The 12060-nt window shown below is 58.4% G+C and carries 11 protein-coding genes; 2 read left to right on the top strand and 9 right to left on the bottom strand.

Annotated elements, in window-relative coordinates; genetic code table 11:
* Nucleotides 1-110 precede the first annotated feature (110 nt).
* From msrQ to WA225_RS20105, 6 genes are all read right to left on the bottom strand, one after another.
* The gene (msrQ, locus tag WA225_RS20130) at nt 111-734 is read right to left on the bottom strand and encodes a protein-methionine-sulfoxide reductase heme-binding subunit MsrQ (RefSeq protein ID WP_422609284.1); all 624 of its coding nucleotides are present in this window, start codon (nt 732-734) and stop codon (nt 111-113) included.
* Nucleotides 734-1747, bottom strand: coding sequence for a protein-methionine-sulfoxide reductase catalytic subunit MsrP (msrP, locus tag WA225_RS20125; RefSeq protein WP_422609283.1), 1014 nt, complete (start codon nt 1745-1747; stop codon nt 734-736). The genes msrQ and msrP overlap by 1 nt, the downstream gene beginning before the upstream one ends.
* Nucleotides 1748-1810: 63 nt before the next feature.
* The gene (gene pssA / locus WA225_RS20120) at nt 1811-2668 is read right to left on the bottom strand and encodes a CDP-diacylglycerol--serine O-phosphatidyltransferase (RefSeq protein WP_053123855.1); all 858 of its coding nucleotides are present in this window, start codon (nt 2666-2668) and stop codon (nt 1811-1813) included.
* Between the two features lie 149 nt (nt 2669-2817).
* Nucleotides 2818-3834: a ketol-acid reductoisomerase gene (gene ilvC / locus WA225_RS20115; RefSeq protein ID WP_003228216.1), complete on the bottom strand. Its 1017-nt coding sequence runs from the start codon at nt 3832-3834 to the stop codon at nt 2818-2820.
* A gap of 48 nt (nt 3835-3882) precedes the next feature.
* Complete coding sequence (gene ilvN / locus WA225_RS20110; RefSeq protein ID WP_003176102.1) at nt 3883-4374, bottom strand: acetolactate synthase small subunit; 492 nt, start codon at nt 4372-4374, stop codon at nt 3883-3885.
* A 2-nt stretch (nt 4375-4376) separates the two neighbouring features.
* Nucleotides 4377-6101 (bottom strand): acetolactate synthase 3 large subunit, encoded by a 1725-nt coding sequence (locus WA225_RS20105; RefSeq protein ID WP_093434972.1) that lies wholly within the window; start codon nt 6099-6101, stop codon nt 4377-4379.
* Nucleotides 6102-6500: 399 nt separating this feature from the next.
* Here WA225_RS20105 and WA225_RS20100 point away from each other — a divergent pair, with 399 nt between their 5' ends.
* Nucleotides 6501-6917, top strand: coding sequence for a DUF4124 domain-containing protein (locus WA225_RS20100; protein WP_422609282.1), 417 nt, complete (start codon nt 6501-6503; stop codon nt 6915-6917).
* 18 nt (nt 6918-6935) lie between these two features.
* Here WA225_RS20100 and WA225_RS20095 read toward each other — a convergent pair whose 3' ends face one another.
* The 3 genes from WA225_RS20095 to mrcB are packed head-to-tail and all read right to left on the bottom strand — an operon-like array spanning nt 6936 to nt 10361.
* Nucleotides 6936-7271 (bottom strand): YqcC family protein, encoded by a 336-nt coding sequence (locus tag WA225_RS20095; protein ID WP_422609281.1) that lies wholly within the window; start codon nt 7269-7271, stop codon nt 6936-6938.
* Nucleotides 7271-8020 carry a hypothetical protein gene (locus WA225_RS20090; RefSeq protein WP_422609280.1) on the bottom strand — a complete coding sequence of 250 codons (750 nt, stop codon included), beginning with the start codon at nt 8018-8020 and terminating at the stop codon, nt 7271-7273. Before WA225_RS20090 ends, WA225_RS20095 begins: the two co-directional genes overlap by 1 nt.
* A gap of 16 nt (nt 8021-8036) precedes the next feature.
* Nucleotides 8037-10361, bottom strand: a complete 2325-nt coding sequence (gene mrcB / locus WA225_RS20085) for a penicillin-binding protein 1B (protein ID WP_422609279.1) — start codon at nt 10359-10361, stop codon at nt 8037-8039.
* Between the two features lie 117 nt (nt 10362-10478).
* Between mrcB and WA225_RS20080 the strand changes: the two genes are divergently transcribed.
* Nucleotides 10479-12035, top strand: coding sequence for an AAA family ATPase (locus WA225_RS20080; protein ID WP_422609278.1), 1557 nt, complete (start codon nt 10479-10481; stop codon nt 12033-12035).
* The last annotated feature ends 25 nt before the right edge of the window (nt 12036-12060 follow it).

The raw sequence follows: 12060 nt of genomic DNA, 5'->3' as shown, positions 1-12060 counted from the left end.
AGCAACCCACCGCCGAAACCTACATAACTCATTGAATCTCAAGGAGTTTTCCGTTTCGACTGCGCCGGAAGTGGGGCGAATTATAGACACCTGAGATCTGCCGTCAACCGTTAATTTCGCTTTTCTTGCAAAACCGGCTTTTTAGCCAGCAACCGCGGGATCCGACGCATCACGGGCGGAATACGCAGCAGCAGAAGCACCGCCCCTATAAAGGCATAAACTGCCCACTCTTCCAGATCCGCGCGCACGATCCACAGCATATGCAGCAAACCCAAGCCCAGAATCACGTACGCCAGGCGATGCAGCTTCTTCCAACGCTGCCCCAAACGACGCTGACTGTAGCGATTGGACGTCACCGCCAACGCCAATAATCCTAGAAACCCCAACGCCCCGACTATTATGTAAGGCCGCTTGCGCAACTCCACCGCCAGTTGCGACCAATCGAACCCCAGGATAAATGCCATATAGCTGCACAGGTGCAACACCACGTAGGCAAAACACCAAAGCCCCAACTGCCGGCGAACCGCAATCCACCCCGCCCAACCGGTGAGTTTCTGCAGCGGCGTCATGCTCAAGGTGATCAGCAACAACACCAATGTTCCCAACCCCAGCCGATCGACCAACACCTTGCCGGGATCCGGCCCGAGCAAATCTTCAAGCGCCTGATACAACCAGAGCATCGGCCAGATCGCCGCCGCGATAAAAACGCCTATACGCCACAACGGAAATCGCATCAGTAATTCTTCCGCAGATCGAGTCCTGTATATAAAGAAGCGACTTCATCCGAGTAGCCGTTGAATATCTGCGTATCGCGCACGTTCGGTTTGAACAGACTGTTCGGCAATCGTCGCTCCCGCGCTTGCGTCCAGCGTGGGTGATCGACCGTCGGGTTCACATTCGCATAAAACCCGTATTCGTCTGCCGCAATGCTTTGCCAGGTTGTTTTTGGCTGCTCGCTGACCAGACTGATACGTACGATGGATTTAACGCTCTTGAAGCCATACTTCCACGGCACTACCAGACGTAATGGCGCGCCATTCTGATTCGGCAACTCGCGGCCATACATGCCTACCGCCAGAATGGCCAATGGATTCATCGCCTCATCCAAGCGCAGCCCTTCTACATAAGGCCAGTCGATCAAGGCGAACCCAGAGCGTTGCCCCGACATGCTCTTGGGATCCTGCAAGGTCTCAAAGCGGATGTACTTGGCATTGGCGTTCGGCTCGACCTGTTTAAGCAGCGCCGAGATTGGAAAACCGATCCATGGAATAACCATCGACCACGCCTCAACACAACGCAGGCGATAGATGCGCTCCTCCAACTGATACGGCTTCATGAAGTCTTCCAGCGCATACCGCCCCGGCTTACCCACCTCTCCGTCTATCACCACACTCCACGGTTCGGTTTTCAGCGCGCCAGCATTCGCCGCCGGATCGCCCTTGTCGGTACCGAACTCATAGAAGTTGTTGTAGTGGGTTGCGTCTTTATAAGGCGTGATCGCCTCATCCTTGACGTTGACTGCCCCCCATTTAGTAGAAGGGAGTTTCTCGGAAAACCAGGCAGGTGCCTTGCCCGGCTCGACATCGGCATATCGCGCTGCATCCTCGGCATTCGCCCAGCGCGGCAGGCTGCCCACGGCGATACCGGCAGCGGTAGCTCCGAGCAATTGGCGACGAGAAAGATAAATGGCTTCAGGCGTGACATCCGACTCATGGCAGTCGGACACTTTGGGGACTTTGATCAGCATGACAACTCCGCAGCTTTGGAGGACAGATGCACCCATAGACTGCGGAGTATGCGGGAAATTACATCACTCGGCTTTTTTGTGGCGACGAAGATGCAACAGGTACTGCACCGGGCCGGAAGCGGCGTAGGCGAGGAACACCAGCAGCAAAATGCGCGGAGGATCGCTGAAGACCACCGCGAACACCAGCACCACTGCAAGGATCGCCACAAACGGCACGCGTCCTTTCAAGTCCAGCTCCTTAAAGCTGTTGTACTTGATGTTGCTGACCATCAGCATGCCGGCAGCCGCAACCATCAATGCGACCAGGAACGACATCTTCGAACCCTGAATCCCGTAATCGCTGAACGCCCAGACAATCCCCGCCACTACACCGGCCGCTGCCGGGCTGGCCAGACCAATGAAATAACGTTTATCGGCCGTGCCAACCTGCGTGTTGAAACGCGCCAGACGCAATGCCGCGCCAGCCACATAGATGAAGGCGACCATCCAGCCGACCTTGCCCATGTCACCCAGTGCCCAACCAAAGGCCAGCAACGCCGGTGCCACACCGAACGCGACCATGTCCGACAGCGAGTCATACTCGGCACCGAATGCACTTTGCGTATTGGTCATACGCGCGACACGACCATCCAGGCCATCAAGCACCATGGCGACGAAAATCGCGATCGCGGCGAAAGCGAAATACTTGCTCGCGTTGACGGAATCCCCAGCACTCAATGCCGCCTGGGCGCTCATCGAGTTAATGATGGAGTAAAACCCTGCGAACAGGTTCGCAGTGGTGAACAGATTCGGCAGCAGATAGATACCACGATGCCGGACTTTACGACCTTCTGCGTCGTGCCCTTCCTCGATGTGCTCATCGATGGGCAGCAGGCTTTCGGCGTCAGAAGCCTTGTTCGGCTCTTCGGGACGTTCGCTCATGGACATTACCTTGCAACGGTTTGGAAAAAATTCGACAGATGCTTGAGGACGACGGTTCGGCCACAAACGCTGCAGCTTTATACCAGAACCACACGCTCAAACGAAAAAACGCGGCCGAGGCCGCGTTTTTTCATACAAGGGACGACGACTTAGTTTTTGGCTTTGTCGACGATCTTGTTGGCACCGATCCACGGCATCATGGAGCGCAGTTGCTCGCCGATGATTTCGATACCGTGAGCGGCGTTGTTACGACGCTTGGCGGTCATCGAAGGGTAGCCGGTTGCGCCTTCGCTGATGAACATTTTGGCGTATTCGCCGTCCTGAATACGTTTCAGGGCGTTGCGCATGGCCTGACGGGATTCGGCGTTGATCACTTCCGGGCCGGTCACGTACTCGCCGTATTCGGCGTTGTTGGAGATCGAGTAGTTCATGTTGGCGATACCGCCTTCGTACATGAGGTCAACGATCAGTTTCAGTTCGTGCAGGCACTCGAAGTAGGCCATTTCCGGCGCGTAGCCAGCTTCAACCAGAGTTTCGAAACCGGCTTTGACCAGCTCAACGGTACCGCCGCACAGTACGGCTTGTTCGCCGAACAGGTCGGTTTCGGTCTCGTCCTTGAAGGTGGTTTCGATGATGCCGGTACGACCACCGCCAACGCCGGCGGCGTAGGACAGTGCAACGTTTTTGGCATTGCCCGAGGCGTCCTGGTAGATCGCGATCAGGTCAGGGATACCGCCGCCTTTCACGAACTCGGAACGCACGGTGTGACCCGGAGCTTTCGGCGCGATCATGATCACGTCGAGGTCGGCACGCGGAACAACCTGGTTGTAGTGGATCGCGAAGCCGTGGGAGAAGGCCAGGGTGGCGCCTTTCTTGATGTTCGGCTCGATTTCGTTCTTGTACAGCGAGGACTGGAACTCGTCCGGGGTCAGGATCATGACCAGGTCGGCAGCCGCAACGGCGGAAGCAACGTCGGTCACTTTCAGGCCGTGGGCTTCAGCTTTGGCAACAGTGGCCGAACCTTTACGCAGACCAACGGTAACGTCGACACCGGAATCTTTCAGGTTGCACGCTTGGGCATGGCCCTGGGAACCGTAACCGATGATGGCAACTTTCTTGCCCTGGATGATCGACAGGTCGCAGTCTTTATCGTAGAAAACTTTCATGAATTTCCCCTTTATATCCAGGCCGTTCAGGCCATTCGCTAATTTGGTTTAGATGCTGAGTACTTTGTCGCCGCGGGCAATGCCGGTCACGCCGCTACGGACGGTTTCCAGAATCGATGCGGTGCCGATGGACTGAATGAAGCTGTCGAGCTTGTCGCTGGTACCGGTCAATTGAACGGTATACACGCTGGCGCTGACGTCGACGATCTGTCCACGGTAAATATCGGTGGTGCGTTTGATCTCGGCGCGCTGGGCGCCAGTGGCCTTGACCTTGACCAGCATCAGTTCGCGCTCGATGTGAGCGCTTTCCGACAGGTCCACCAGCTTGACCACTTCGATCAGCTTGTTCAGGTTTTTGGTGATCTGCTCGATGACTTCATCATGGCCAACGGTGGTCAGCGTCAGACGCGACAGGGTCGGGTCTTCGGTCGGGGCCACGGTCAGGCTTTCGATGTTGTAGTTGCGCTGCGAGAACAGGCCGACTACACGAGACAAAGCGCCGGGTTCGTTTTCCAGAAGCAAGGAAATAATGTGCCGCATGATTAAGTACGCTCCGTCTTGCTCAGCCACATATCGCGCATCGAGCCGTCTTTGATCTGCATCGGATAGACGTGCTCGCTGGTGTCGACCGAAATATCGATCACCACCAGGCGATCCTTCATGGCGAACGCTTCTGCCATCTTCGACTTCAAATCTTTCGATTCGGTGATGCGTACGCCGACGTGGCCGTAGGCTTCAGCCAGCTTGACGAAGTCAGGCAGCGATTCCATGTAGGAGTGCGAGTGACGGCTGCCGTAGCTCATGTCTTGCCACTGACGAACCATCCCCAGAACACCGTTGTTAAGGATGACGATTTTGACTGGCAAGCCATATTGCAGGCAGGTCGACAATTCCTGGATGTTCATCTGGATACTGCCTTCACCGGTGACGCAGGCAACATCGTCATCCGGGAAGCTCAGCTTGATGCCCATGGCCGCCGGGAAACCGAAGCCCATGGTGCCCAGACCACCGGAGTTGATCCAGCGATTCGGCTTGTTGAACGTGTAGTACTGCGCCGCGAACATCTGGTGCTGGCCCACGTCGGAGGTGATGAAGGCATCGCCCTTGGTCACTTCGCAGAGGGTTTCGATCACGGTCTGCGGCTTGATCAGGCTGCCATCACCCTTTTCATAAGGGAACAGGCCGCGATCACCGCGCCATTCATCCACCTGCTTCCACCAACTGGCCACGGACTCCTTGTTCGGGGTCTCGCCGATTTCCTTGAGGATCGCGACCATTTCGGTCAGGACGCTCTCGACCGGACCAACGATAGGCACGTCGGCCTTGATGGTCTTGGAAATCGAAGCCGGGTCGATGTCGATGTGGATGATCTTGGCGTTCGGGCAGAACTTCGCCGCGCCGTTGATCACGCGATCGTCGAAACGCGCGCCGACCGCGAGGATCACGTCAGCATGGTGCATCGCAAGGTTGGCGGTGTAGCTGCCGTGCATGCCGAGCATGCCGATGAACTGCCGATCAGTACCCGGGAAACCACCCAGGCCCATCAAGGTGTTGGTCACTGGCAGGTTGAGCATTTTTGCCAGTTCGGTCAGCGGTGCAGAACCGTTGCCGAGAATCACGCCACCACCGGAGTACATGACCGGACGCTTGGCCGCCAGGAGCATTTCTGCTGCCTTGCGGATTTGCCCGGAGTGACCGCGAACGGCCGGGCTGTAGGAACGCAGCTTGGCTTTCTTCGGGAAGATGTATTCGAACTTCTCGGCCGGGTTGGTCATGTCTTTCGGGATATCGACCACGACCGGGCCCGGACGACCGGATTGCGCCAGGTAGAAGGCCTTCTTCATGACTTCCGGGATTTCTGAAGCGTGTTTGATCATGAAGCTGTGCTTCACGATCGGCCGGGAGATACCGATCATGTCGGTTTCCTGGAACGCGTCGGTGCCGACCATGGTGCTTGGCACCTGACCGGAAATGATCACCATTGGAATCGAGTCCATATAGGCGGTCGCGATACCGGTGATGGCGTTTGTGGCGCCAGGACCGGACGTCACCAATACCACGCCGGCTTTACCGGTGGCACGGGCATAACCGTCAGCCATATGGGTTGCCGCTTGTTCGTGACGAACCAGGATGTGAGTCACTTCCGGTTCTTTGAACAGGGCATCGTAAACATGCAGGAGAGCACCACCCGGGTACCCGTAGATATATTTGACGCCTTCGTCACGCAAAAAGCGGACGAGCATCTCACCGCCAGATAAAAGCTCCACGTTGTTCACCTCTAAAACGCCAGAATACCGTCCACAAAAAAGGGGCGGGTCTTAATAGGTTTACTTCTCGGCAGAGCATGAGCGACGGTGGTCGCCGACTACGTCAGCACTGACTGAGCAAGTATTGGGATCGTCCCAAGTGTTGCGGGCCTTTCCCACCCAGCGCGAGGTAACGCGTTGCGGGTGTAACAGGTCGGCGCGGATGTGCGCCTCATGATCTACCGAGTGGGTCTGCTTCTGGCAGTCCCTCTACAGCGGACTTTGGATTCTTCTGTTTCGCCCTCTCCAAGTCAAGTCGTCTGTGTGGTTAATTGTGGGTAAGCACATGAGAACGCAAGAAAAAACCTGAAAACCGCTACTCTGTTAGTGTCAATTGCGCAATTTTGCCAAGGAATCAGCATGCGAACGCTCCTCCTTACACTGCTGATCGGCCTCAGCCCATGGTGCATGGCCGCTCAAATCTACAAATGGGTCGATGCTCAAGGGGTGACCCATTTCGATGCGCAGCCGCCACCGGGTCAGCCGTCGACGACTTTGCAGACGCCCTCCTCGCCTCCACCGAAACCTGCGGCAATGCCGGGCAGTGGCGTACTCGGTGATCAGAAGGCGATTGATGACAAGGTGAAGAAACAGGTCGCCGGCCAACAGGCGCAGCTCAAGCAGTTCTGTGAGCAGACGCGGACGAACCTTGCGCAATTGCAGAACAATCCGCGCTTGAGGGAGGAAGTGGAGGGGCAATTGCGCCGACTGGACGATGCACAGCGGCAGGAGCGCATCGTCGAGGCGCAGAAGCAGATAAGTGAAAACTGCCAGTAGCGACTGGCAGTTTCCAATTCAGCGCGAAGCAGTGATCAGCAAGTCGAACTCTTTGAGCAGCACCTGAAGCTGACGATCCTTGCCCTGCAGATTGCGCTGGGCGAAAACCATTTCAGCCATCTCCTGAATGCCCGAAGCATTGGGCAGCGGCAGATCCTGTTCGAGGATCATCTTCATGCGCGGCAGGAAGATCCATTGCAGCCATTGCTCGAAGTCCAGCGTATCGACCGAAAACGGCTCGACACTGCTCAGGGCTTCGGCAGACGGCTGCGCTTCATCCCACCACCCCTGCGTGCGCAGTTCACGCTCGATCAGCAACAGCTGATCGGCGATTTTCGGGAAACGGGCATCCATCACAGCGAAACCTTGGCCTTCTGACGGGCCTGAGCGGCGCCGGCGGAATCGCCTTGTTTCTCACGAGACTGAGCGATGATTTCCCACAGGTTGGCTTGCAGGTCCGGTCGACCGTTGGCCATGGTCAGCGCACGACGGGCGAACTGCTCGGCCTGCGGTGCATCACCTTGAGCCATGCGCACCTGCGCCAGACGATAAAGCACTTGCGGCTCACGCGGAGCGACGCGCTGTGCACGCTCCAGGCTGGAGGACGCGCCGTTGAGGTCGCCGCCGGCCTGTTGCTGTTGCGCGGTGGTCAGCAAAGCGAGCACCGGGCCGTCCAGTTGTTCGTCGGCCGACAGGCCGCCACCACTGCTGGCGGAAGGAATCCCGCTCGGCGTCGTTGGCATGCTGTAGCTGCCGGAATTGATCGGCGCGGAGTCAGCCGGCGCAGGATTGTACGGCCCCGCCGTGATACCGCCGGATGCCGGGCCCGGCACGATTGGCGAAGAGCTGATCGGTGTCGACACGGCAGCGCCGCCGCCTGGCACCATCACCACCACACCCGTATCGCCTTGCGGAATGGCCTGAGTCTGGCCTTGCACAGGACGCTTCACGGTCGTTTGACGGAAGCCGCCATTGGCCGAGATGCGTTCGCTGTTGGACACGGCAGTGCCCGAGTCAACCACCGGAATCGAACCACGCTGTACGGTAGAGCAGCCGCTGAGCAAAGCCACGGCGGTCACCGCTGGAATCAACCACTTGTTCACTTGAAACCCTCTTTGCTTAATTCATCCAGCCCTTGACCCAATCCATCACCGATTCGCCGGAGGCAGGCGTTTCGCCCGCACACGCGGCGCCGGGTGGCGGTTCGCTGCCGCGAATATACGGCATCTGCACCGCCCCCGGGCAGTTGGCATCGGAGCCCTGCCCGGTACGCGAGTCGACCCACGCCTGCACAACGTTGTCCGGCTGCGGCATGTCCAGCGGCAGCGGATCGGCCTTGCGCATAAAACTGGTCCAGACTTGCAGTGCGCCGGTGGCACCGGTGAACGGCGTCTTGCCATTGTCATCGCGCCCCAGCCAGACCACCGCCAGCAGATCCTGACTGAAACCGGCGAACCAGCTGTCACGGGAATCGTTACTGGTACCGGTCTTGCCGGCCAGCGTCAGAGTCTTGGGCAACACGTTATAAACCGAGCTGCCGGTACCTTCGCGCATCACCCGCTGCATGGCGTTCTGGATCAGATAAATGGACGCCGGATCGAAGCGCTGCTCGATCTGGAACGGATAACGCTTGAGCGGTTCGCCTTCGGCGGTCAGCACACTGCGAATCCCGCGCATCGGGGTATTGAAACCACCGTTGGCCAGCGTCTGGTACATGGTCGCCACTTCGATCGGGGTCATGCCGCCAGCACCCAGCAACATCGACGGGAACGCCGGGAATTCACGCGTTACGCCCAGACGGCCGAGTGTTTTCAACACATTCGGCACGCCCACTTCCAGGCCCAGACGCGAGGTCGACAGGTTGTAGGAATGGGCCAGGCCCTGATACAGGAACACGGTGCCGTGGGAACGGCGGTCATAGTTCTGCGGCTTCCACACCTGACCGTTCGCGCCTTTGACCGACAACGGGTCGTCCGACAGCCAACTGGTCAGGGTGTACTGGCTCGGTTTCTCCAGCGCGGTCAGATAAACCGCCGGCTTGATCAACGAGCCGATCGGCCGCACCGCATCCAGTGCCCGGTTGAAACCGGCATAACTGGCCTGACGGCTGCCAATCATGGCCTGGACTTCCCCGGTTTCCGGATTGGTCACCACCATCGCCGCTTCGACATCGTCGGAACCCTTGCGCCCGGCCAGACGTTTAAAGGTGTCGTTGACTGACGCCTCGGCTTTCATCTGCAGGATCGGGTCGAAACTGGTGAAGATGCGCAGGCCTTCTTCGGTCAAGTCTTCGTCGCGATAATCTTCACGCAACTGACGTTTGACCAGATCGATGAAGCCCGGGAACGAGCTGTCGGCGAGCTTGCCGCGCGTGGTTACGCCCAGTGGCATTTTCTTCGCCGCTTCGACCTGTTCGGCCGTCGCCACGCCTTGTTGCTCAAGCACGTCGAGCACCAGGTTACGACGCTCCAGCGCGCGCTCCGGGTTGCGACGCGGATTGTAGTAGGACGGGCCTTTGACCATACCGACCAATAGCGCAACTTGATGCAGTTTCAGCTCGGACAATGGCTGACCGAAGAAGAACTGGCTGGCCAGACCGAAACCGTGCACCGCGCGCTGACCGTCCTGGCCGACGAAGACTTCATTGAGATAGGCCTCAAGAATTTCCTTCTTGTCGTAATGCAGCTCCAGCAGCATCGCCATCATTGCTTCGGTGAGCTTGCGGGTCAGGCTGCGCTCGTTGGTCAGGTAGAAATTTTTCACCAACTGCTGGGTCAGCGTACTGCCGCCCTGGGTCATCTTGCCGCCAGAAGTGTTGACCCAGATAGCCCGGGCAATCGACTTCGGCGACACGCCCCAGTGGCTGTAGTAATCGCGGTCTTCTACAGCGACCAGGGTTTCGAGCAGGTACGGCGGCACCTGATCGAGTTTGATCAGAATGCGGTCTTCGAGATTTTTCGGATAAATGCCGCCGATCATCAGCGGCTCAAGGCGCACCACAGACAATTTCGAACCGTTGGTCGCCGACAGCTCAGCGACGTAATCGCCTGAGAAACGCACGCGCACTGGCTGCGGCTTTTCCAGACCTTCATAGAACTGGAAGCCACGGGTGTTCAGATCGACAGTATTGCCATTCACCGCCGCAGCGCCGGGGCCATTGCTCACGGCTTCGCGGCGATAGCCGAGGGCATCGAGTTCGGTGAGGAAATCGTCCTTGCTGAGCTTTTGTCCGACGAACAGCTCGAGCGGCCGCGCGTAAACCTTGGCCGGGATGGTCCAGCGCTTGCCGGAGAACTTCTCCTGCACCACGGCATCGAGGTAAACGGCGAAGCCGGCCAGCACCACAAGGCCGACCAGACTGAGTTTAATGGCCCAGCTCAACCACGGGCTCAGGCCCCTGGAAGGTGGTTTTTTCTTGGTACGGGGAGATCGAGTTCGAGTCATGGCGGCGGATTATACGCACTTTATTCATCCTCAACAGGAGCGCTCCGAGGTTTGCGTAAGGCTGGCGAGCGGCCATAATGGCCGCCTCGAATTTCCCCCGTCTCTGAAGGATCGCCCGTGAGCCAATCACTGATCGCTGCCCTGCAAAACCCGGCCCTTTACCCGCACCCTGTGGAGGGGTTTCAGGTCATCGAAACCCATATCTCGTGGGTGATCCTCACCGGCCCCTTCGCTTATAAAGTGAAGAAGCCGGTGAATTTTGGCTTCCTCGACTTCACCGGTCTGGAGTCGCGTGCGCATTTCTGCGCTGAAGAGCTGCGTTTGAACCAGCGTCTGACTGATGATTTGTATCTGGAAGTGTTGCCGGTGACCGGCAGCGTTGAAGCACCGCAATTGGGCGGTGACGGCGCGGCAATCGAATACGTGCTGAAAATGCGCCAGTTCCCGCAGAGCGGCATGCTCAGCACCTTGCAAGCCAACGGCGAACTGACCACCCAGCACATCGACGAGATGGCCGAGCAGATCGCGCGCTTCCACCTCAGCGCGCCAAAAGTCCCGGCCGAACACGACGCCGGCACCCCGGACAGCGTGATGGCGCCGGTCTCGCAAAACTTCGAGCAGATCCTGCCGTTCCTCAGCGACAAAAACGATCTGCTGCAACTCGAGGCACTGAAAGCCTGGGCCGAAAGCAGTTTCGAGCGTCTCAAGCCATTGTTCGCTCAGCGCAAGACCGCAGGTTTCACCCGTGAATGTCACGGCGATATCCACTTGGGCAACGCCACCGTCATCGACGGCAAAGTGGTGATCTTCGACTGCATCGAGTTCAACGAACCGTTCCGCTTCACCGACGTCTGGGCCGACACCGGTTTCCTCGCGATGGACCTGGAAGACCGTGGCCTGAAGTCCCTCGCGCGCCGCTTTATCAGCCAATACCTGGAGCTGACTGGCGACTATCAAGGCCTGGAAGTACTGAACTTCTATAAAGCCTACCGCGCCCTGGTTCGCGCCAAGGTTGCGCTGTTCAGCATGCCGGCGGACGCGACGCCGGTGCAGCGCGCCACCACCCTGCGCCAGTACCGCAACTACGCCAACCTGGCGGAAAGCTACAGCACCATTCCTTCGCGCTTCATGGCGATCACCCACGGCGTTTCCGCTGTCGGCAAGAGCCGCGTGGCCATGCGGCTGGTCGAAGCACTGGGCGCCATCCGCCTGCGCTCCGATGTTGAACGCAAGCGTCTGTTCGGTGAGCAAACTGTTGCCAATGATGTGCAGGCCGGTATCTACAGTGCCGACGCCAGCACCGCGACCTACGCGCGTCTGCATGAAATCGCGGAAGTGATCCTGCACGCTGGTTTCCCGGTGGTGATCGATGCCACTTACCTCAAGCGTGAGCAGCGCGACAACGCGGCGAAGATCGCCGAGGCCACCGGTACGCCATTCCTGATCCTCGACTGCAACGCACCACAAGCGGTGATCGAGAACTGGCTGGCGATCCGTCAGGCCGACCAAAAGGATCCGTCCGACGCCACCCTGGCCGTGATTGAAGCGCAGCAAGCCAATCGTGAAGCGCTGACGCCGGAAGAAATCCTGCGCAGCAAACGCGTGCAGACCAATGAATCCGGCACGCTGGACACCGTGGTCGCACAGATCCGTCAGCGCCTGCCAGGCCTGTAAGAAACTATTTCGGCCGTGAAGCCCT

The sequence above is a fragment of the Pseudomonas sp. genome (genome assembly GCF_049300855.1).
In the GTDB taxonomy this organism is placed as follows: Bacteria; Pseudomonadota; Gammaproteobacteria; order Pseudomonadales; family Pseudomonadaceae; genus Aquipseudomonas.
The sequence above is the reverse complement of the archived record's forward strand: the minus strand, read 5'-3'. Positions and strand labels throughout refer to the sequence as shown.